This is a genomic window from Chryseobacterium sp. AC417, assembly GCF_979258215.1.
In genome coordinates, this window is the sequence record NZ_OZ409845.1 from 1,882,601 (window position 1) to 1,903,303 (window position 20,703).

Sequence of the window (20,703 nt, forward strand, 5' to 3'; positions counted from 1 at the left end):
AAATGATTGATTTTACCAAAATTGATTACCTGAAGACTGGAAACGAAAGACAGAAAAACGCTTTCCGGGTTCTTACCAAATATCAGATTTTTAATCAGTTAAAACAGTATTCTCCAATCTTAGCAGGAACAATTCCTATTGAAATTGATATTGAAAGCAGTGATTTGGATATTATCTGTGAGGTTAAAAACAAAGTTGAGTTTATAAAATCCTTGAAACAAATCTTTCAGGAATATTCTAATTTCAAGATTACAGAGGATGTGATTAATAATGAAGGTTGTATTATTTTTAATGGTTTTCTGGATGGTTTTTCAATTGAAATTTTCGGACAGAATAAGCCAACAGTTTTACAAAATGCCTATCTGCACATGATTGCCGAATACAAAATATTACAGGAAAAGGGAGAAGATTTTAGACAAAAAATAATAGAATTAAAAGAAAAAGGCATCAAAACAGAACCTGCATTCGGAATATTGTTGAATCTTGAAGATCCTTATCAAGATCTGTTAAAATTTTAAAAAAAATGATTGATACACATACACATTTATATTCAGAGGAGTTTGATGAAGACAGAAAAGAAGCCATCCAAAGAGCTTTAGACAAAGGGATTACTGAGTTTTATCTTCCTGCTATTGATTCTGAATCTCATGAGAAGATGCTTCAACTTGAAAATGATTACCCTAACCAGGTTTTTTCAATGATGGGACTTCACCCGTGTTATGTAAAACCGGAAAGTTGGGAAAGTGAACTTGAAATTGTGAAAAATTATTTAGATCAAAGAAGTTTTCCTGCTATAGGAGAAATTGGGATTGATTTATATTGGGATAAATCCACGGTGGATATTCAGGTAAAAGCTTTTGAACAGCAAATCGACTGGGCAATTGAAAAAGATTTGCCGATTGTAATTCATACCAGAGAAAGTTTCGATGAAACGTTCGAAGTTTTAGAAAGAAAAAAGCATCCGAAATTACGAGGGATTTTTCATTGTTTTTCAGGAAATCTAGAACAGGCGAAACATGCTTTAGACTTAAATTTCATTTTAGGAATCGGTGGAGTAGTGACCTTTAAAAACGGTAAAATCGACCAGTTTTTAAACGAAATTCCGCTTGATAAAATTGTTCTGGAAACAGATTCACCTTACCTTGCTCCTGTTCCTTTTAGAGGAAAGCGTAACGAAAGCTCGTATCTTGATTTGGTTGCCGGGAAACTGGTTGATATTTATCAAAAAGATTTTACTGAGATTGATAGAATTACGAGCGAGAATGCCAAAAAGATGTTTAATCATTAAAACATGAAAGCAAAAATTTCTGCATTTTTGAGAGAGAAGAGTCTGTTATTTAAAGCAGACCAGTTAAGATTCTATTTTTATCAGTATAAAAATCGGACGAAGAACATCAGCTTTCAAAAATAAGATCTGGAAATTATAAAAATAAAGCCTTCCAAACTCTGGAAGGCTTCACTATTTTATTTATTTCTCGAAAAATTACTTTTATTTTTCGGTTTCTTGCTGTGATCAGATTTTTGTTGTTGACCAGCAGGTCTCGGTCTTGGTGTGAAAGGTTTATTGTTTGAATCTCTTTTTTCAACTACCAAATTATCAGTGTGGAAAGGATGATTTTTCTCCACCGGAATTTTCATTCCAATTAGTTTTTCGGTATCCTTTAAATTTAATAAGTCTAAGCCGTCTACGAATGAGATCGATGATCCTTCAGATCCTGCACGTCCTGTTCTTCCAATTCTGTGAACGTAAGTTTCGGCAACGTCTGAAAGTTCGTAGTTGACTACATATTTTAATTCGTCAATATCAATCCCTCTCGCTGCAATGTCAGTAGCAACCAAAACACGTGTTCTTCCTGTCTTAAAGTTATTTAAAGCATTCTGTCTGGCATTCTGAGATTTGTTTCCGTGAATCGCTTCTGCTGAAATATTAGACGACTGCAGTTTTCTTGCAATCTTGTCAGCCCCGTGTTTAGTTCTTGAGAAAACCAAAACAGAATCTGAAATATCATTTTGCAAAATATGCGTCAGCAATTCTAATTTGTTGTCTTTATCTACAAAATAAACCGCTTGCTTGATGGTTTCCGCAGTTGAAGAAATAGGAGTTACAGAAACTTTAATAGGAGTATTCAAAATTGAATCTGCCAATTTCTGAATTTCTGTAGGCATTGTCGCAGAGAAGAAAAGCGTCTGTCTTTTTTGAGGTAAAAGCTTGATAATTCTTTTCACATCGTGTACAAAACCCATATCCAGCATTCTGTCGGCTTCGTCTAATACAAAGATTTCAAGATTTTTTAAACTGATAATTCCCTGAGCGATAAAATCTAATAATCTTCCCGGAGTGGCAACCAAAATATCAACACCTCTTCTCAAAGCATTTTCCTGACTTCCTTGTTTTACACCACCAAAAACTACTAATTTTCTTAGAGGTAAATTTTTTCCGTAAGCATCGAAGCTTTCTTCTATCTGTATTGCTAATTCTCTCGTTGGAGTAAGAATTAAAGCTTTAATATGGTTGTTTTTAGGACCTTTTCTTTCGGTAAGATTCTGTAAGATGGGGATGGCAAAAGCTGCTGTTTTTCCGGTTCCTGTCTGTGCAGTTCCCAGTACATCTCTGTGTTCTAGAATTGAAGGAATCGCCTGTTCCTGAATAGGTGTAGGCTTTTCATAACCTTGTTTTTGAAGCGCATCTAAAATGGGCTTGATAATGTTTAAGTCTGTAAATAACAAAATAAAATTGTGTATTAAAATAGTGCGGGTGAAGCAGTATACTTCATCATTTTTAGCAAATCTGCTAAAAAACTTTTAACAGAATTTTAAGTACAAAAGTACTTTACTGGCCGAGAATGCCGCGAAATATACTGCAAATATAGTCTAAATTATTTGAACGCAATTATTTTACTTTCGTCCACTGTTGATTTTGCTTTAAATCCTCGAAAAACTGATATACTTTCATCAATTTTTCAGATCCTCTTTTACCATAATCTTCAGTGTTTTTTGAAGTTCCGTCAACTAATTTAATTCTCAGATAAGAGGTCGGTAAGTCTGAAACATTTTGCGAACCATATTTATCCTGAAGACTTTTCAAATCCAGATCATTTAACAGAGCAACTAAGTGATTGTAATCTGCTTCTTTGATGGTTGCGGTAAAAGTTCCTTCTCTTGGCTTTGAAAATTCGTCCTTTGAAGTTCCTTTGGAGAAATTAAAATGTTCTGCTTCCAAAACTGCAGTTCGGTCTTTCTGAATTGTCATTTTGTAAATCGGGCAAAACCCGAAACATGCTCCGGCTTCATATTCAATAGTTGAATATGGTGATTCTACTTTTTGAGATTGACATGAGAATAAAACTACGATTGCAAAAAGACTTAATAAATATTTCATTGTTTAAAATTTGGTTGAAGTCTCTCAATAAGTGTTCCAAATAGTGATTATCAATGTTAACAAAAAAGGATAAACACGAATGCTTATCCTTTATTTTATATATTCAATTATATTCTATCCATGGAGTTTCTTCCAGATTGCATCTTTCAGTTCCATTAAGTTTTCTCCGGTTATGCCAGAGAAGAATATGGGTTTTCTATTTTCGGGAAATTCTGCCGAGATTTCTTTTCTGAGCTCGTCATCCAACAAATCGCATTTAGAAACAGAAATAAGAAAATCTTTATCCAATAACTCAGGATTGTATTCTTTTAATTCATTCTCAAGAATTTTGAACTCCTGAAAATGATTTTCAGAATCTGCAGGAATCAAAAACAATAAGATTGAATTTCTTTCAATATGTCTCAAAAATCTGTGCCCTAAACCTTTTCCTTCCGCGGCTCCTTCAATAATTCCCGGAATATCTGCCATTACAAAAGACTTGTAATTTCTGTAGTCTACAATTCCTAAATTCGGGGTTAACGTGGTAAAAGCATAGTTGGCAATTTTCGGTTTAGCAGCCGAAACGGAAGCTAACAGAGTAGATTTTCCTGCATTCGGGAACCCTACCAAACCTACATCGGCTAAGATTTTTAGTTCGAAAACGACATAACCTTCCTGTCCGTCCATTCCGGGTTGTGCAAAACGGGGAGTCTGATTGGTTGATGATTTGAAATGTTCATTTCCCTTTCCGCCTTTTCCGCCTTCCATCAGGATAATTTCCTGTCCGTCCTCCATGATTTCACCCATGATTTCACCTTCTTCATTTTTAGCGATCGTGCCGATAGGAACGTCGATATAAACGTCTTCACCATAACCTCCGGTCAACTGATTTTTTGCTCCGTTTTCACCGCGTTCAGCTTTTACGTGACGGGTGTAACGAAGGGGAAGCAATGTCCACTCCTGCGCATTTCCTCTCATGATCACGTGACCTCCACGACCACCGTCTCCACCATCGGGACCACCTTTCGGAATATATTTTTCGCGGCGAAGATGGGCAGAACCTGCACCACCATGACCACTTTTACAATGAATTTTTACGTAATCTACAAAATTTGACATTTCTTACAATTAGGAGTTATGAGTTATGAATTATGAGAATGAATGGTATTTATTAATAACTCATCACTCACAACTTTAAACTATTTTATTTTTTCTACTTCAGCAAAAAGCTTTTCAGAAATCTCATTGATTTCTCCTACACCGTTGATCTCAACGTACTTATCTTGCTGCTTATATAATTCTGCAACTTCTGCAGTTTTTGTGTAATATTCTTTTATTCTGTTTTCAATGATTTCTACATTGCTGTCATCAGTTCTACCGCTGGTTTCCCCTCTTTTAAGCAATCTTTCTACCAAAATTTTATCTTCTACGATCAATGAAAGACAAACGTCGATGTTATCATTGAGTTCTTCTTTCACTATTTTTTCCAGGGCTTTTGTCTGTACAGCAGTTCTTGGGTAGCCGTCAAAAATAAATCCCGCAGCATCAGTCGGCTTTCTTAATTCGTCAATCAGCATATCAATCGTTACCTGATCCGGAACTAAATCTCCTTTATCAATGTAGGATTTTGCCAATTTCCCAAGTTCAGTATCATTTTTCATGTTGAATCTGAAAAGATCACCCGTAGAGATTTGTTTTAAATTAAATTTCTCGATCAGATTTTGAGCTTGAGTCCCTTTTCCACTTCCTGGAGGGCCGAACAGAACAATGTTTATCATAATGTTGAAGTGCTTTTGGCAATTGGCGGTTGGCTTTTTGCCTTTAGCTATATTTAGTTATTATTAAATTTATTTCTCTATAATTTTTTAGCTAAAAGCAATCAGCAAATAGCTAAAAGCTGTTTAATGATTGATTTGTCCGTCAGATAATTGATACAGATTAGGCAAATTTCTTCCCAATTCATCGTAATCAAGACCGTAACCTAAAACAAATTTGTTCGGAATTTCTTTTCCGATATAATCCAGTTTAAAATCTTTCTTATACACTTCAGGCTTTAATAAGAATGAAGCAATTTTTACAGATTTCGGACGTTGCGTTTCGTTAAAGTATTTGAATAAGCTTTCAACGGTATTTCCTGTATCTACAATGTCTTCTACCAAAATAATATGGCGATCTCTTACATCTTTCGTTAATTCCATTTTCTGGTAAACGATTCCTGTAGATTCTGTTCCTGAGTAAGAGCTCATCTGGATAAATGCGATCTCACATTCACCCGGATAATGCTTCAGAAGATCAGAAAAAAACATAATAACACCGTTCAGTACGCCAATGAAAACAGGAACTTCATCTTTATAATCTTCATAAATTTTCAGAGCCGTAGCTTTTACAATCTCCTGAATTTCGGCATCCTCTAAATAAGGAACAAAAGTTTTGTCGTGAACTTGTATACTTTCCATAAAATTTTTAGTAGGCGGCAAAGTTACGGAATTTTGATGAAAGTTTTTTGTGAGGTCTGTCAGGTTTACAAAACTTGTTTTATAAAAGAAATCAATAAACATTTACCCATTAAAAATTCCCCTCCTCTAGGGGGGTGGCGAAAATTTCAAAGAAATTTTTGACGGGGTGGTTTTATGATCGGAAAATTAAAATATTTTAAAATAAACAAAGTATATTAACTATTCATTCAATCTTGATGAGATATCCATTTGTTGATGAAGAATCCTGATAATTTCAATTTCTTCATTTTTCAAATTGATTTTGTAAAAGATAAAATGAGATTTTACTCTAGAGCGAATCCCTCAACAATTTAGAAACTGTCGAAAATTCAGTGAAAATTAGATCATTCATAGTAGACTTTTCTTTTAAGAAATTACTTAAACTATCATATGTTTTTAATGTTTCCCGTATAGTTAAGAAGATATTTTTAATAAAGAATATTTTTTCCCAATCTGTTCTTGCTATATATAAGTTTTTAGAGCATGTTATTAAATCTAAATTACATATTGTTATTAGTGACGATATGTCATTTAATGAATTAAAATCTCTGAAATTTTGTAAATCTTTATCGGTTGTGAAAAAAGATGAAATTTCAAGATAAAGGTTTTTCATATATCTTAAATGACTCAAGAAATCAGAAAAATAAAGTATTGATTCGTCACATTTTTCTATAAAGCTGCTTGCCATAAATAAGTTTTATCAAATGTAGAAAATTTAAAATTTCTTATAACATTAATGATTCCCACCACCAAAAAAATAAAATTACCCTCAAATTTGCCCACCCAATTTTTTAAAAGTAATTTTGTACGAATCTAAAATAAAAGTAAAATATGTCAACTTACGTAGTTGTAGGTCTTCAGTACGGAGATGAAGGTAAAGGAAAAATCACGGATGTTTTATCGGCAAAATCTGATTACGTTGTACGTTTCCAAGGAGGAGACAACGCTGGTCACACGGTTTATGTAGGTGAAGAGAAATTTGTTTTGCACCTTCTTCCTTCAGGAGTTTTGCAGTGCAAAGGGAAATGTATCATTGCCAATGGAGTAGTGGTGAATCCTAAATCTTTCATTAGAGAAGTAGGTCAGATTGAAAGCAAAGGCTTGAGAACAGACCATATTTTTATCAGCAGAAGAGCGCATGTGATCATGCCTTACCACATTCTTTTGGATACGTACCGTGAAGAAGAACACGGAGGAACTCAGATCGGAACGACCAAAAAAGGAATCGGACCTTGCTACGAAGATAAGATTGCAAGAATCGGGATCAGAATGGTAGATCTTTTGAATCCTGAGATTTTAAGAGATAAAATTGAGAAAAACTTAAAAGTTAAAAACTCTCTTTTCGAAAAATATTACGACAAACCAACTTTAGATGTTGAAGAAATCTACAACGAATATTTAGAGATCGGAAAACAGCTTCAGGAAAGAATCGTTGACACTGAATTAGAGCTTAACGAAGCGATCAGAGATGGTAAAAATGTATTGTTCGAAGGAGCTCAGGCTTTGATGCTGGATATCGACTTCGGAACATATCCTTATGTTACTTCATCTTCTCCGTCAACAGGAGGAGTTTGTACAGGAGCAGGTGTTCCGCCAACTTCACTGAAAAACTTAATCGGTGTTGCCAAAGCATATTGCACAAGAGTAGGAAACGGGCCTTTCCCTTCTGAACTGGATAATGAGTTAGGAGAAAGCATCAGACAGATCGGTGGTGAGTTCGGAGCGACTACAGGCAGACCAAGAAGAACAGGCTGGTTAGATCTTGTTTCTTTGAAGCACGCTTGTATGATCAACGGAATCAATAATTTAGTGATTACTAAATTAGACGTTCTTACAGGGATTGAAAACCTGAAAATCGTAACGCATTACAAAACTGAAGACGGAAAAATCATCGATTATTTTACTTCTTCAACAGAAAAATTATACAACTACGAGCCGATCTATCAAGATTTGCCGGGTTGGAAAGAAGATCTTACAAAAGTAAGAAGCTATGACGAACTTCCTGATACTGCTCAGAAATACATTGAATTCATTGAGAAATATTTAGGAATCAATGTTTACTTAGTTTCTGTAGGACCAGAAAGAAGTCAGAACATCATCAGAAAAGAATTATTCTAAGAAAATAATTTTCATATAAATTTAAAGAGACTATTAATTGATAGTCTCTTTTTTTTGATCTGTCTTTCATACCTTATTCACTAAATAGTTAATTTTTTGTTTTCTCATCAATTTTAATATACAGTTTGTGTTTTGGTAAATTTTTGGCAAATATTTTGATATTGTTTTAAAGATTATTACTTAAAGATGATAAAGTATTAATCTGATCTACTATAACAATTTAATATTTTTGTGATGAAACACCTACAACAAAATCAGGAATTTCGACTGAACGAAATTCTTTTTGAAAACCGCAATAAGCAATATGGTGCTTATGTTTTAAGAAATGAATCAGACAGAATTTTAACCAAAGCACTTTTCATAGGCGTGAGTTTACTGGCTGCAATTTCTATTACACCAATGTTGATTTCGGCGCTTAAAACAACGGATGAAATTATAGAAAATCCTCCTCCGTTCATTTTAAAAGATGTCGTTGAAGTTGAATTGCCTCCGGTAAAAGTTCAGCCTGTAAAACCAGTAGTTCAACCTGAACGCGTAAAGCAATATGATGCAACGGTTGTTACTCCGACAAGAAATGCTGATGAAAGTACTATTGTGAAAGATATCCCAAAAGATGCAGTTGCAGGATTTAAAAATGATTTCGAAGCACAGCCTGCTACTCCAGATGTTTATATACCTATTAGTTCAGATTCTGGACCTGGAAAATTTACTGCACCAAAAATAATTCCTTCTAATCCAGTAGAAGATCCTCTTAAAATCGAGACAGAATTAAGTGTTTCTGCAAATTTCGAAGGAGGAATTGAAGCATTCAGAACTAAAGTAATGAACAAGTTTGACGGTTCTTCTTTTTCTTCTGATGAAGTGATGAAAAGTACTGTTACTTTCATCGTAGAGCGTGATGGTACAATTTCTGGGATAAAAGCAGATGGAAGAGATTCAGATTTCAATGCAGAGGCTCTCAGAACCATAAAAGCTGTAAAAGGAAAATGGATTCCTGGAAAAAATAAAAAAGGTGAAGCAGTAAGAAGTTATTTCAAATTTCCGATCTCAATGAAGTTTGACAATTAAATATATTCAAAACAACTCTTGATACTTATCCACAAAATACTATATTTTGTGGATAATTTTTTTATTGCCTAAATTCCTTATTAACAATATTTTAACTCAACTTTCGTTTTATCCCTTCCTTGAAAGCAGAGAAAAAAGTGTATTTTTGAAACTTAAAGTTCAAGCAATGGCAAAAATCATAGGTATCGCTAATCAAAAAGGTGGGGTAGGAAAAACTACAACAGCTGTAAATTTAGCCGCAGCATTAGGGGTATTAGAGAAAAAGATATTAATCATAGATGCAGATCCGCAGGCTAATGCGACTTCTGGTCTTGGAGTTGATGATGTGCAGTATTCTACTTACAATCTTCTGGAACACAGCATAGATACAAGAAGCTGTATCAAGAAAACTTCTACTCCAAACTTGGATATTGTACCTTCTCACATCGATTTGGTTGCCGCAGAAATAGAATTGGTAGATAAAGACAACCGTGAATATATGTTGAAAAAAGCATTGGCAACGGTAAGAGATGATTACGATTATATCATTATTGACTGTGCACCAAGTTTAGGTTTAATTACCGTAAATGCACTCACCGCAGCTGATTCTGTAATTATTCCCATCCAGTGTGAGTATTTTGCTTTAGAAGGTTTGGGTAAACTTTTGAATACCATTAAAAACGTTCAGAAAATTCACAATAAAGATCTGGATATCGAAGGTTTGTTGCTGACAATGTACGACAGCAGATTGAGACTTTCCAATCAGGTAGTTGAAGAGGTTAATGCTCATTTTCCGGAAATGGTTTTTGAAACGATCATCAGCAGAAATGTAAGATTAAGTGAAGCACCAAGTTTTGGTGAAAGTATCTTAAACTACGATGCAGAAAGTAAAGGTGCAATTCAATATCTGCAGTTAGCAGAGGAAGTTCTGTTGAAAAACGAAAATTTAGTAAAGAATTAAAAAAAGCTAAAAGCTGTCACACTGAGCTTGTCGAAGTGCAATAGCAAATAGTCATAAATACTATGAAAGATAAAAAAAGAGCGATGGGACGTGGTTTGGGTGCTATTTTAAGTGCTGAATCGAAAGCTACGGTAAATTCTGCCACAGATGAAGGCGCAGAAACTTTTGTAGGAAATATCATGGAAGTTTCTATTGAAGATATTTATCCCAATCCCACTCAGCCGAGAACTTATTTTGACGAAAAAGCACTCAACGAACTTGCACAATCGATCAAAAATCTTGGAGTAATTCAGCCCATTACTTTAAGAAAAGACGGTGAAAAGTTTGAAATTATATCTGGTGAAAGACGTTTCAGAGCAAGTAAAATTGCGGGTTTAACATCTGTTCCGGCATATATCCGACTGGTAAATGATCAGGAGCTTTTAGAAATGGCTCTTGTGGAGAATATTCAGCGTGAAGATCTTGATTCTATCGAAATTGCATTGACCTACCAAAGGTTAATGGAAGAAATCGGGATGACGCAGGAAAACCTGAGCCAACGAGTAGGAAAGGACAGAAGTACCATTACCAACTCTATCAGATTACTCAGACTGAATCCGGATACTCAGAATGCCATCAGAAGTGGTGAAATCTCAGCAGGACATGGAAGAGCGATCATCAGTCTTGAAAATGAAGATCATCAGCAGGCGTTATTTGAATTAATAATAAAAGAAAAACTTAATGTTCGACAAACCGAACAGGCTGCTGCATCTTTTAAAAATCCTAAATCTCCGGCAGTTAAAAAAGCAAAAGCAGAGCTTTCCAATAATTACAAAAGAGCACAAAAAACAATTGCCGATATTCTTGACGTAAAAGTGGAGATAAAAACAATCGGAACCGGGAAAAAAGGTAAAATTGTTTTAGATTTTAAAAATGAAGACGAGCTGGAATATATTTTATCTCACATTAAATAGATGAAGAAATTACTTTTCATATTTCCCCTGTTTTTGATAAGCATCGCTTATTCGCAAGTAACCCGAAATGATACCGTTCGTGTGGAAACCGTTCCGCAAGACAGTGTCATGCTATCAAAAATTCCTGAAACATCAATTGTTGAGACCATAGAAAAAGCAAATGCTCCCGCAAAGATTATTGTTAAAAAATTGAATCCTACAAAAGCAGGTTTGTATTCTGCTGTTTTGCCCGGATTGGGACAGTTTTACAATAAAAAATACTGGAAAATTCCAATTGTTTGGGGAGCAGTTGGAGCAGGAGCAGGTATCGCTCTCTGGAACCAGAATCAATACAAAAAATACAGAGAATATTACATTGCTAAACTTAACGGAACACCTAACGAGTTTGTTGATGCAAGACCCTATTTAGATAAAATAGCATTGGGAAATGCTCAGGACAGATCAAAAAGACAACGGGATTATGCCATTGCCATTACAGGACTTATCTATATCTTAAACATCGTTGATGCAGTAGTTGATGCGCATTTGTATGAAGGTCGTAAAGATCCGGATTTGACTTTCACTCCTGCGATAATTTATGATGATTTGGGAAATAATCCGCCAAAAACAGGATTAAGTTTAAATTTTAAGTTTTAAAAGAGTTATTAAACATGAAAATAGCATTGGTGGGGTACGGAAAAATGGGTCAGATCATTGACGAGATTGCTACGAAAAGAGGTCATGAAGTGGTTGCCCGTTTAAAAGAAACTCCAACTTCTGAGAATCTGAATAATCCAGATGTAGTGATTGAATTTTCTTTGCCGGAAGTGGCTTTTGATAACATTAAGGCGTGTCTTGAAAATAAAATTCCGGTGATTTGCGGAACGACTGGCTGGCTGGAAAGAAAATCAGAGATCGAAAATTTAGCTTTAGAAAACGGAACTGCATTTTTATATGGTTCAAACTTCAGTTTAGGAGTGAATTTATTTTTTGCTTTAAACGAAAAATTGGCAGATTTAATGAAGAGCGTAGATGAATATTCTTGTCAGTTGGAAGAAATTCATCACATTCACAAACTGGATGCTCCAAGTGGTACAGCAATTTCTCTGGCAGAAGGAATTTTTAAAAACAATCCAAAATATAATGCCTGGAAACTGGAAGAAACTCAGGATAAGCAATTGGGAATTTTTGCCATCCGTGAAGATGAAGTTCCGGGGACTCACAGTGTTTTTTACAGAAGTGAAGTTGACGAAATTGAAATAAAACATACAGCATTCAACAGAAACGGATTTGCACTCGGTGCGGTGGTAGCTGCAGAATGGATCAAAGATAAAAAAGGAAATTTCACAATGAAAGACGTTTTGGGACTTTAATTTTGTAACAAAACCTTTATTTTACAAACTAATAAGAGACATTTGCATAAGCATCAATTGCTCATTACTCATACCAAAGATTTATGAATTATTTTTTAACGTATACAGTTTATGTTCTCATTTTATCAGTATTGATGGGGATTTCTACTTGGAAGCTGTTCAAGAAAATGGGGTATAGTCCGCTATTGGCGTTTGTACCTTTCTACAATTATTTCATTATTTTAAAAGAAACAAAACATCCGAAATGGTGGGCAATTTTGTCATACCTGCCGATTGTAGGACCGATTATGATGTCTGTTTTTCATATTTATTTAATGAAAAAATTTGGGAAAAGTCTTGTTCAACATCAGATTTTGACGGTTATTCTACCATTTATTTACATGGCGACCGTCAACTATTCTAAAGATGTAGAAGTGGAAGATGAAAACGATTTGTACTTAACAGAAGAAGAGAAAAATGCTAAAAAGAAAGATACTTTTATGGGATCTATTACTTTTGCAGTAGTTTTCGCAACAATAATTCACGTATTTTTTACTCAACCATTCGGAATTCCTACGGGATCAATGGAACGTACTCTATTGGTGGGAGATTTCCTTTTCGTTAATAAATGGAGCTATGGTTACAGATTACCAATGCGTCCTTTGGCAATACCTTTCCTTCAGGGTACTATTTATGATTTTCAAAAAGACGGAAACCCGAAAAATGATGGAAAATCTTATGTTGAAGCAGTAAAACTCCCTTACGAAAGAATATTTCAGTTCAGTAAACCTCAGAAAAATGATATCGTAGTTTTCAATTATCCGAGAGATTCTGTACATGTGTCGCTTGACCGTGCAGATCCTTATGTGAAAAGATGTGTGGCTGTTGCAGGTGATACTTTCGAAATGCGTGAAGGAAAATTGTTTGTCAATGGTAAACCTGAAATGGTTTTAGGAGATCAGGAAGTGCAGCATTCATTTATAATCGAAGCTGGTAGCGAAATTGATGTTCAGGGATTATATAAAAGGTTAGGGTTTATTTCAATAGCTGTTTTGGACAAGGATACAAGATTCTTTGTCGAAAACACAAAAAAGTACAATATTAATCCAGAGAATATTGTCTATTTGATGCAACTGACAAATTCGAGACTGAAAGAAATAAAATCTTTACCACAAATAGTCTCCGCACATGAAGAAATTATGGATAAGGGCGAAGGTGGTGTCGCTTACCGTGATCAGTTAATGACAAAGATTGATACTACAAATTCAATTTTTCCAATCAATAAAGGATGGAATCAGGATCAGTATGGCCCACTTAAAATACCTAAAAAAGGAGATGTCGTTACCATCAATGAGAAAACTTTACCGGAATATCAGTGGATTATCAAAAATTACGAACACAACACACTAGAGAATAAAAACGGAAAAATTTTCATCAACGGAAAAGAAAGCAATCAGTATACAATTCAACAGGATTATTATATGATGGTCGGTGATAATCGCGATGCTTCTCTTGATGCGAGATTCTTCGGTTTTGTTCCGGAAGAAAATATTGTAGGGAAACCAATGTTTACCTGGATGAGTGTGGAAGGTGCATTTGCAGATTCGCAATCATCTTATCAGGCAGATGGATGGAGAATCCGTTGGGACAGAATGTTTAAAGCAACCAATACAGGTGAAGCCAACAAAACTTCATATTGGTGGATTGCAGCGATGATACTTGTTCTTTTCTTTGGGTGGGAATATTTCGTTAAACTTTTTGGAAAGAAAAAAACTGAAGACGAATAATGTCTAAAAATAAAATTTTTAATAGGGTTCTCCTCACCGGAAGCTTTATGATAAGCCTTATAATTATTGCAAAACTCTCCGGGGTTTTGCAATATGCTTTTGTACCAAAGGCAGGAATGGAGCCTACAATAAAAAGAGGAGAATTATTATTCATTAGTAGTATTTTGCCTTACGACAAATATAAAATCCTTGCCTATAATCAGAAAAATCCGGAACATTTTCCAGGCACTTATGCTCAGCGTCTTGTAGGTATAGAAGGTGATAAGATTAAGATTAGAAACGGAAATTTATATGTGAATGATTCTCTTATCAATGGAAATTTTGAAATCCAACAAGCTTACAGAATAGACAGAGGTTTTGCTAATGATCTTATTGAAAAAGGTACTCCGGAAGAAGATTTTTATCCAATAGATGACAATCATTATGTAACAAACCTCACTACAAAAGATCTTAAAAAGAATTATTTCGCTGAAAGATATATCAGTATAGAAACTGATCCTTATATTTTTAAAACATTTGGTAAAGAGTGGAATGCAGACAATTTTGGTCCGCTTACCGTACCTCCCGGCAAAGTTTTTTTTCTTGGCGATAACCGTAACGCAAGTTTAGATTCACGATTTGTCGGTTTTGCTGATAAAGAAGATATTGTAGGAGCCGTTTTTTATCCTAAAAATTAAATGATAATGCAGAATATATTATTACCGGTATTCTATTTACCGCCCATCTCATGGTTTTCAGTTTTTTTAGATCCTGAAAACGAAGTGGTTTTCGAGCAGTATGAAAGTTTTCCGAAACAGACTTACAGAAACAGAACCAATATCTATGGTGCCAATGGAAAACTCTCACTCATTATTCCTATTAATCATTCCGGAAAAAGGGAAATGAAAGATATTGAAATTTCCTACAGAGAAGATTGGATGAAAATTCACTGGAAATCTATCAAAAATGTTTACCAAAGTTCTCCTTATTTTGAATATTATGAAGATAAATTTGAAGTTCTTTACCAAAACAAAGAAAAATTTTTATTAGATTTTAATTTGAAAAGTATCGACATTATCCAAAAAATTCTAAAGACAGAAAAGGCACATTCTTTGAATGAAGAATATATTAAAAATCCTGCTGAGATTAATTTTAGGGAAAAATTTTCTACGAAAGTTGAAGCCGATTATAAGATGGATGAATATTATCAGATCTTCGAAGATAAATATGGTTTTTTAAAAGATTTATCAATAATTGATCTTATCTGTAACAAAGGCCCGGAATCTGTGACTTATCTTAAAAATATTAAATAATACTTATACATGAAGAAAATAGTTCTAGCTGCTCTTTTTTTAGCAGGTTTTAGTTTTACGTATGCACAGGAAGCTAAGGCGACAGCTCTTGATCCTAAAGAAGATAAAGATCTGATGACGTGGTATCATAAAGATTTTGCCACTTCAAAAGTATATGGTGTAAATACCGAAAATGCTTACAAATATCTTGAATCCAAAGGTCTTAAACCTAAAACTGTTGTTGTTGGAGTTTTAGACAGTGGCGTTCAGGTAGATCATCCGGGATTAGTGAAAAATATGTGGTCAAATCCTAATGAAGTTCCAAACAATGGAAAGGATGATGACAGAAATGGCTACATCGACGACGTTCATGGATGGAACTTCATCGGAGGAAAGACTGCAGATATAGATGTTGACAACATGGAAGTGACCAGAGTTGTTGCCAAATACAAATCAGTTTTCGAAGGTGACGATTCTACAAAAAACAAAGCGAATCAGGCGAAAATGCCCGAAGAATTTGCTATGTATATGAAATCTAAAGAGCTTTTTACTAAAAAAAGTGTTGATGCTGCTCAGAATTTCAAGCAATATAGCATGATTAATGATGCAATACCGGGAATGATAAAAATGCTCGGAGGTAAAAATCTAACTAAGGAAAATCTTGCAACGATAAAACCTGCAAATCAACAGGAAGCAATAGGTTTACAGATTTTAAATAGTCTGATTCAAAATCCTGAATTAGCGGGCAAATCACCTTCTGATGTTGAGGGATTCTTAAAAAAAGAAATTAAAGGAGCATTAGATCACTTTGGTCCAATGGCGAAACAATATGATCTGGCTTACGATCCGAGAGCTGAAGTTGTAGGTGACAACTATAACGACTATTCTCAAAAAAATTACGGAAATAATCATTATCAAGGTCCGGATGCAGAACACGGAACTCACGTTTCAGGAATTATTGCCGGATTACCACAAGGAAAAGAAGTTCAGTATGGTGTAGCGTCGAAAGTTGCTAAAATCATGGTGGTAAGAACAGTTCCTAATGGGGATGAGAGAGATAAGGATGTTGCCAACGCTATAAGATATGCAGTTGACAATGGTGCCAAAGTTTTGAATATGAGCTTTGGAAAACCAGTTTCGCCAGGCAAAAATGTTGTTTGGGACGCTTTCAAGTATGCAGATGATAAAGGGGTGCTTTTGGTGAAAGCTGCGGGTAACGAAAATGAAGATGTTGCTGAGCATTTGGCTTATCCTACCAATTTTAAAAATGTTACTGATGCAGCTCCGTTTGTTGATAATGTTTTAGTTGTAGGTGCAAGCACAAACAGAAATAATGAATTAAGAGCCAGCTTCTCCAACTATAATAAAAAAATGGTGAATGTATTTGCTCCGGGTGAAGAAATCTATTCTACAGTTCCGAATAATGAATACAGTTATCAGCAGGGAACTTCAATGGCTTCTCCTGTAGTTGCTGGTGCCGCCGCAGTTTTATTGGCTTATATGCCAAATTTAAAACCAGCACAGATCATCGAAGCTTTGGTTAAAACAAGCAATGCAAGTACAGAAAATGAGTTTGGAGAAAAATCTCAGGCTGGTGGAGTAATCGATGTTAAAAAAGCTGCAGAATATGCATTCAACAATTTTTATAACGGAAAATCATCTTCAGTAAAAAAACCTGCAAAGGTTAAAAAAGCTGTAAGAAAATAAATAATAATCTTTTAGATTAAAAAAACAAAGCCTGGAAATTTCCGGGCTTTGTTTTTGATAGATCATTTTTGGCACGGTTTTTTGTAGTAACATTATGAATAATAAACAAAAGATGAAATTGATTTTGATTTCATCTGATATAAAAAAAACTATATGAAAAAGTTATTACTTACGGGGATTTTAGGAGCATCACTTTTTGCTGTTTCTTGTTCCACCGTTAAAAAAGGAGCAGATGCACAAAGCAACAGATTAGAATTTCTTAAAATGAAAGGTGACTTTCAGATTGTAAGCATCGAATACGATAAGCAGTATAAAATAAAGCCATTCGACGAAGGTGCAGACGCACAATGTTTCGTAGGAAGTCATTGGAGATTTATCCCGAATAATTATACAGGAGCATATACTTTAAATGGGGGAGGAAGTTGTCCCGCTCTTACTCAGCCTATAAAATTTGAGGTAAAAGACGGAAACACTTTTATGTTCAAAAAAATTCAGGAGGGTACAAAAGCTAAACAAAATATCGTTGGGTATACTCTTGATGTAATAAATTTAACTACTGATCAGTTTTCGTTAGAACAAAACGTTCCGTTTGATGGGAGTACAGTGAGAGTTGTTTACAACTTTGAAAGAACAGGAATGAAATAATTTAAAATATTTAAAATAAACAAAATGAAATTCAACAAAACATATATAGGAGCATTTTTCTTATCATCAGCTTTATTTCTTACAAGTTGCGAAGCTGTAAAAAATTCTAATCATCAACAAAGAGGTACAGCAGTAGGAGTAGCATCCGGAGCTGTAATCGGTGGTGTTCTTGGAAACAATGTAGGAAAAGGTAAGAACGCAGCATTAGGTGCTGTACTTGGAGGTATTATCGGCGGTGTTGCTGGTAACGTGATTGGTAATAAAATGGATAAGCAGGCTAAAGAGATTAAAGAAACTTTACCGGGTGCTGAAGTGGAAAGAGTAGGTGACGGAATTAAAATTACGATGAACGAAAGTATTGTAACTTTTGCATTCAACTCATCAGATCTTACTTCTGTTGCTAAAACCAACTTAGATAAATTAACTCAGGTTTTGGTCAATAATCCAGACACCAATATCAATATCTATGGTCATACAGACAGTGTGGGTGCAGATGATTATAACCAAAAACTTTCTGAAAGAAGAGCAAATTCTGTAAAATCATATTTGATGTCTAAAGGAATTGCATCAAGCAGAATGTTTGCATTAGGAGAAGGAGAAGCAATGCCTGTAGCATCTAACGATACAGATGCAGGCAGAGCAAAAAACAGAAGAGTAGAATTTGCAATTACTGCGAACGAAAAAATGATCAACGAAGCTCAGCAAGGGCAATAGTCGTTAACATATAAATATTTTCATAAAAGACCGCTTTGGCGGTTTTTTTTGTATTTTTATGCGAAATATTTTTTTGCTTTAAATTTACTATTTTTGCTACCGAAATAAACATAAATGAAGAAATATCTAAAACTACTTAGAGTAGAACAGTGGGTGAAAAATCTTTTTGTTTTTGTACCCTTGTTTTTTTCAGGAAATATCAAAAATTTAGATTTACTTTCTAAAAGTATATTTGCTTTCGTAATATTTTCAATTGCTGCAAGTATTGTCTACATTTTAAATGATTATAACGATATTGAAGCAGACAGACAGCATCCTGAAAAAAGAAGAAGACCTTTGGCAAGCGGTGAAATATCAAAGCGAAAAGCACTGATCATTCTTTCTGCTTTAATTATAGTTGATATTGCTCTTATATGCTTCGCACAATTCAATTTTAATGAAAATCTCTGGAAATTTACCACCATCATTGCAATTTATGTTGTGATGAATCTGGCGTATACATTTCACTTGAAACACGTTCCGATCATTGATATTTTCATTATCGCAACAGGATTTGTTCTGAGAGTTCAAGCCGGGGGATATATCACAGGCATTTTCATTTCTCAATGGGCAACATTACTTACTTTCGTACTGGCATTGGTTTTAGCGATCGGAAAAAGAAGGGGAGAGCTGATTAACGCTCAGGTTTCTGGTAAAACAAGAAAAGCACTTGATGGTTATAATGTACAATTTGCAGATATTGCTCTTTCGATTTCAGTGACTTTGGCCATCATCTGCTATCTTATGTTTACGTTATCACCTGAAGTTCAGGAAAAATTTCACTCAAGAGTTTTTTACACTGTAATTTTTGTTGTTTTTGCATTTTTAAGATATTTACAGCAAACTTTGGTCTACAACAGAACGGAATCCCCTACCAAAATAGTATACAGAGACAGATACATACAGGTTACTTTAATTCTTTGGGTTGCTACATTTCTAATTCAAATTTACTTTAAAGAATGAAGCCGAATTTCAAACAAAAAGTCACCAATTGGGGCAATTTTCCCATAGTGGAAAAAGAGATGAGATCTGAAGACAGCTTCAAAAAGATAAGAGAATTTGTACTCAATCATAACGAAGTCATTGCAAGAGGAAACGGAAGATGCTACGGCGATGCTTCATTGGGCGAAAATATTTTCTCGACAAGAAAATTAAATAAATTCATCAGTTTTGATCGTATTAACGGAATTATAGAGTGCGAATCCGGAATTTTACTTTCAGAAGTGCTGGAAATTTCTGTACCTCAAGGATATTTTCTCTATGTAACACCCGGCACAAAATTTATTTCTGTTGGTGGGGCAATTGCATCAGACGTCCATGGTAAAAATCATCATGCAGAAGGTTGTTTTTCAGAATATGTCATTGATTTTAAACTGATGACAGAAAATGGTGACATTATTAATTGTTCCAAGGAAGAAAATTCAGATAAATTTTGGGCTACAATTGGCGGAATGGGACTTACAGGAATCATTCTTTCAGCAAAATTTAAGCTTAAAAATATTGAAACCGCATATATTCGCCAGGAAAGTATTAAAGCGGAAAATTTAGACGAAATATTCAGGCTTTTTGAAGAAAGTGAAAGCTGGACGTACACTGTTGCGTGGATTGACTGTCTTCAAAAAGGTGAAAATATAGGACGCAGCATCATGATGCGCGGAGAACACGCCAAGAGACATGAATTGTCTGAAAATGAGAACAAAAATCATTTGAAACTGAAAAAGAAATTCTCTCCCACAGTTCCTTTTTATTTCCCGAATTTTGTGCTGAATAATTTTACAGTGAAGATTTTTAATTTTTTGTATTATAAAAAGCAATCTAAAAAAGAAGTTAAAAATCTTATTGATTATGAAACTTTTTTTTATCCCTTGGATGCTATTAATGATTGGAATAAAATCTATGGGAAATCAGGATTTATTCAATATCAAATGGTGATTCCGAAAGAAACAGGCAAAGAAGGAATGAAAAAAATTCTTGAAACCATTGCCAACAGCGGGAACGGATCCTTTTTGGCGGTTTTGAAACTTTTCGGTAAAAATAATCCAGATGCTTATAATTCTTTTCCATTTGAAGGTTATACTTTGGCTTTAGATTTTAAAGTGAACTCAAAACTTAAAAAATTAGTTGATAAACTTGACCAAATTGTACAGGATTTTGGCGGAAGAATTTATCTCACAAAAGACAGCATGAGCAGATCTTCGCTTACAAATTATCTGAAAAATGCAGACAGCTCAAAATTTGTGTCTTTACAGCACAAAAGAATTTTAAATAATAAGTAGA

Annotated in this window: 22 protein-coding genes; 16 read left to right on the top strand and 6 right to left on the bottom strand. The window is 34.5% G+C overall.

Annotated elements, in window-relative coordinates:
• Positions 1 to 2: 2 nt before the first annotated feature.
• A complete protein-coding gene (locus ACZZ9T_RS09110) occupies positions 3 to 518 on the top strand; it encodes a DUF4269 domain-containing protein (protein WP_463441817.1) in 516 nt (171 codons plus the stop codon).
• A gap of 5 nt (positions 519 to 523) precedes the next feature.
• Positions 524 to 1,288 (top strand): TatD family hydrolase, encoded by a 765-nt coding sequence (locus tag ACZZ9T_RS09115; RefSeq protein ID WP_463441818.1) that lies wholly within the window; start codon positions 524 to 526, stop codon positions 1,286 to 1,288.
• 176 nt (positions 1,289 to 1,464) lie between these two features.
• Here ACZZ9T_RS09115 and ACZZ9T_RS09120 read toward each other — a convergent pair whose 3' ends face one another.
• The 6 genes from ACZZ9T_RS09120 to ACZZ9T_RS09145 all read right to left on the bottom strand — a co-directional run bounded on the left by ACZZ9T_RS09120 (position 1,465) and on the right by ACZZ9T_RS09145 (position 6,153).
• A complete protein-coding gene (locus ACZZ9T_RS09120; RefSeq protein WP_463441819.1) occupies positions 1,465 to 2,727 on the bottom strand; it encodes a DEAD/DEAH box helicase in 1,263 nt (420 codons plus the stop codon).
• A 163-nt stretch (positions 2,728 to 2,890) separates the two neighbouring features.
• The gene (locus ACZZ9T_RS09125; RefSeq protein ID WP_463441820.1) at positions 2,891 to 3,379 is read right to left on the bottom strand and encodes a DUF6438 domain-containing protein; all 489 of its coding nucleotides are present in this window, start codon (positions 3,377 to 3,379) and stop codon (positions 2,891 to 2,893) included.
• Between the two features lie 114 nt (positions 3,380 to 3,493).
• Positions 3,494 to 4,477, bottom strand: coding sequence for a GTPase ObgE (gene obgE, locus ACZZ9T_RS09130; protein WP_463441821.1), 984 nt, complete (start codon positions 4,475 to 4,477; stop codon positions 3,494 to 3,496).
• 80 nt (positions 4,478 to 4,557) lie between these two features.
• Positions 4,558 to 5,136, bottom strand: a complete 579-nt coding sequence (locus ACZZ9T_RS09135) for an adenylate kinase (RefSeq protein WP_463441822.1) — start codon at positions 5,134 to 5,136, stop codon at positions 4,558 to 4,560.
• A 123-nt stretch (positions 5,137 to 5,259) separates the two neighbouring features.
• On the bottom strand, positions 5,260 to 5,814 hold the full coding sequence (locus tag ACZZ9T_RS09140; protein WP_463431457.1) for a phosphoribosyltransferase: 555 nt from the start codon (positions 5,812 to 5,814) through the stop codon (positions 5,260 to 5,262).
• A 219-nt stretch (positions 5,815 to 6,033) separates the two neighbouring features.
• Positions 6,034 to 6,153, bottom strand: a complete 120-nt coding sequence (locus tag ACZZ9T_RS09145; protein ID WP_463442995.1) for a type II toxin-antitoxin system RelE/ParE family toxin — start codon at positions 6,151 to 6,153, stop codon at positions 6,034 to 6,036.
• Between the two features lie 531 nt (positions 6,154 to 6,684).
• On the opposite strand from ACZZ9T_RS09145, the gene ACZZ9T_RS09150 reads away from it, so the two are divergent.
• From ACZZ9T_RS09150 to ACZZ9T_RS09215, 14 genes are all read left to right on the top strand, one after another.
• Positions 6,685 to 7,971: an adenylosuccinate synthase gene (locus ACZZ9T_RS09150; RefSeq protein ID WP_463441823.1), complete on the top strand. Its 1,287-nt coding sequence runs from the start codon at positions 6,685 to 6,687 to the stop codon at positions 7,969 to 7,971.
• A gap of 234 nt (positions 7,972 to 8,205) precedes the next feature.
• Entirely contained in the window at positions 8,206 to 9,039 is an 834-nt protein-coding gene (locus tag ACZZ9T_RS09155; protein ID WP_463441824.1) for an energy transducer TonB, read from the top strand.
• Positions 9,040 to 9,205: 166 nt separating this feature from the next.
• On the top strand, positions 9,206 to 9,979 hold the full coding sequence (locus tag ACZZ9T_RS09160) for a ParA family protein (RefSeq protein WP_463431463.1): 774 nt from the start codon (positions 9,206 to 9,208) through the stop codon (positions 9,977 to 9,979).
• A gap of 62 nt (positions 9,980 to 10,041) precedes the next feature.
• The gene (locus ACZZ9T_RS09165) at positions 10,042 to 10,932 is read left to right on the top strand and encodes a ParB/RepB/Spo0J family partition protein (protein ID WP_463441825.1); all 891 of its coding nucleotides are present in this window, start codon (positions 10,042 to 10,044) and stop codon (positions 10,930 to 10,932) included.
• Positions 10,933 to 11,568 (top strand): DUF5683 domain-containing protein, encoded by a 636-nt coding sequence (locus tag ACZZ9T_RS09170; RefSeq protein WP_463441826.1) that lies wholly within the window; start codon positions 10,933 to 10,935, stop codon positions 11,566 to 11,568. It abuts the gene before it with no gap.
• 14 nt (positions 11,569 to 11,582) lie between these two features.
• The gene (dapB, locus tag ACZZ9T_RS09175; protein ID WP_463431469.1) at positions 11,583 to 12,284 is read left to right on the top strand and encodes a 4-hydroxy-tetrahydrodipicolinate reductase; all 702 of its coding nucleotides are present in this window, start codon (positions 11,583 to 11,585) and stop codon (positions 12,282 to 12,284) included.
• Between the two features lie 83 nt (positions 12,285 to 12,367).
• Entirely contained in the window at positions 12,368 to 14,050 is a 1,683-nt protein-coding gene (gene lepB / locus ACZZ9T_RS09180) for a signal peptidase I (RefSeq protein ID WP_463441827.1), read from the top strand.
• Positions 14,050 to 14,727, top strand: coding sequence for a signal peptidase I (gene lepB / locus ACZZ9T_RS09185; RefSeq protein WP_463441828.1), 678 nt, complete (start codon positions 14,050 to 14,052; stop codon positions 14,725 to 14,727). Before lepB (ACZZ9T_RS09180) ends, lepB (ACZZ9T_RS09185) begins: the two co-directional genes overlap by 1 nt.
• 6 nt (positions 14,728 to 14,733) lie before the next feature.
• Positions 14,734 to 15,342, top strand: a complete 609-nt coding sequence (locus tag ACZZ9T_RS09190) for a WbqC family protein (RefSeq protein WP_463441829.1) — start codon at positions 14,734 to 14,736, stop codon at positions 15,340 to 15,342.
• A gap of 9 nt (positions 15,343 to 15,351) precedes the next feature.
• The gene (locus tag ACZZ9T_RS09195; protein WP_463441830.1) at positions 15,352 to 17,028 is read left to right on the top strand and encodes a S8 family serine peptidase; all 1,677 of its coding nucleotides are present in this window, start codon (positions 15,352 to 15,354) and stop codon (positions 17,026 to 17,028) included.
• Between the two features lie 153 nt (positions 17,029 to 17,181).
• Entirely contained in the window at positions 17,182 to 17,673 is a 492-nt protein-coding gene (locus tag ACZZ9T_RS09200) for a hypothetical protein (protein ID WP_463441831.1), read from the top strand.
• 24 nt (positions 17,674 to 17,697) lie between these two features.
• Positions 17,698 to 18,387 carry an OmpA family protein gene (locus ACZZ9T_RS09205; RefSeq protein ID WP_463441832.1) on the top strand — a complete coding sequence of 230 codons (690 nt, stop codon included), beginning with the start codon at positions 17,698 to 17,700 and terminating at the stop codon, positions 18,385 to 18,387.
• A gap of 114 nt (positions 18,388 to 18,501) precedes the next feature.
• Positions 18,502 to 19,389: a decaprenyl-phosphate phosphoribosyltransferase gene (locus ACZZ9T_RS09210; protein ID WP_463441833.1), complete on the top strand. Its 888-nt coding sequence runs from the start codon at positions 18,502 to 18,504 to the stop codon at positions 19,387 to 19,389.
• The gene (locus ACZZ9T_RS09215; RefSeq protein ID WP_463441834.1) at positions 19,386 to 20,702 is read left to right on the top strand and encodes an FAD-binding oxidoreductase; all 1,317 of its coding nucleotides are present in this window, start codon (positions 19,386 to 19,388) and stop codon (positions 20,700 to 20,702) included. Before ACZZ9T_RS09210 ends, ACZZ9T_RS09215 begins: the two co-directional genes overlap by 4 nt.
• Position 20,703: the final 1 nt, after the last annotated feature.

What these genes read in the sequence shown, in the direction of transcription:
- ACZZ9T_RS09110 (WP_463441817.1), top strand. Translation starts at nt 3, where the DNA reads ATGATTGATTTTACCAAAATTGATTACCTGAAGACTGGAAACGAAAGA.
- ACZZ9T_RS09115 (WP_463441818.1), top strand. Translation starts at nt 524, where the DNA reads ATGATTGATACACATACACATTTATATTCAGAGGAGTTTGATGAAGAC.
- ACZZ9T_RS09125 (WP_463441820.1), bottom strand. Translation starts at nt 3,379, where the DNA reads ATGAAATATTTATTAAGTCTTTTTGCAATCGTAGTTTTATTCTCATGT.
- obgE (WP_463441821.1), bottom strand. Translation starts at nt 4,477, where the DNA reads ATGTCAAATTTTGTAGATTACGTAAAAATTCATTGTAAAAGTGGTCAT.
- ACZZ9T_RS09135 (WP_463441822.1), bottom strand. Translation starts at nt 5,136, where the DNA reads ATGATAAACATTGTTCTGTTCGGCCCTCCAGGAAGTGGAAAAGGGACT.
- ACZZ9T_RS09140 (WP_463431457.1), bottom strand. Translation starts at nt 5,814, where the DNA reads ATGGAAAGTATACAAGTTCACGACAAAACTTTTGTTCCTTATTTAGAG.
- ACZZ9T_RS09150 (WP_463441823.1), top strand. Translation starts at nt 6,685, where the DNA reads ATGTCAACTTACGTAGTTGTAGGTCTTCAGTACGGAGATGAAGGTAAA.
- ACZZ9T_RS09155 (WP_463441824.1), top strand. Translation starts at nt 8,206, where the DNA reads ATGAAACACCTACAACAAAATCAGGAATTTCGACTGAACGAAATTCTT.
- ACZZ9T_RS09160 (WP_463431463.1), top strand. Translation starts at nt 9,206, where the DNA reads ATGGCAAAAATCATAGGTATCGCTAATCAAAAAGGTGGGGTAGGAAAA.
- ACZZ9T_RS09165 (WP_463441825.1), top strand. Translation starts at nt 10,042, where the DNA reads ATGAAAGATAAAAAAAGAGCGATGGGACGTGGTTTGGGTGCTATTTTA.
- ACZZ9T_RS09170 (WP_463441826.1), top strand. Translation starts at nt 10,933, where the DNA reads ATGAAGAAATTACTTTTCATATTTCCCCTGTTTTTGATAAGCATCGCT.
- dapB (WP_463431469.1), top strand. Translation starts at nt 11,583, where the DNA reads ATGAAAATAGCATTGGTGGGGTACGGAAAAATGGGTCAGATCATTGAC.
- lepB (WP_463441827.1), top strand. Translation starts at nt 12,368, where the DNA reads ATGAATTATTTTTTAACGTATACAGTTTATGTTCTCATTTTATCAGTA.
- lepB (WP_463441828.1), top strand. Translation starts at nt 14,050, where the DNA reads ATGTCTAAAAATAAAATTTTTAATAGGGTTCTCCTCACCGGAAGCTTT.
- ACZZ9T_RS09190 (WP_463441829.1), top strand. Translation starts at nt 14,734, where the DNA reads ATGCAGAATATATTATTACCGGTATTCTATTTACCGCCCATCTCATGG.
- ACZZ9T_RS09195 (WP_463441830.1), top strand. Translation starts at nt 15,352, where the DNA reads ATGAAGAAAATAGTTCTAGCTGCTCTTTTTTTAGCAGGTTTTAGTTTT.
- ACZZ9T_RS09200 (WP_463441831.1), top strand. Translation starts at nt 17,182, where the DNA reads ATGAAAAAGTTATTACTTACGGGGATTTTAGGAGCATCACTTTTTGCT.
- ACZZ9T_RS09205 (WP_463441832.1), top strand. Translation starts at nt 17,698, where the DNA reads ATGAAATTCAACAAAACATATATAGGAGCATTTTTCTTATCATCAGCT.
- ACZZ9T_RS09210 (WP_463441833.1), top strand. Translation starts at nt 18,502, where the DNA reads ATGAAGAAATATCTAAAACTACTTAGAGTAGAACAGTGGGTGAAAAAT.
- ACZZ9T_RS09215 (WP_463441834.1), top strand. Translation starts at nt 19,386, where the DNA reads ATGAAGCCGAATTTCAAACAAAAAGTCACCAATTGGGGCAATTTTCCC.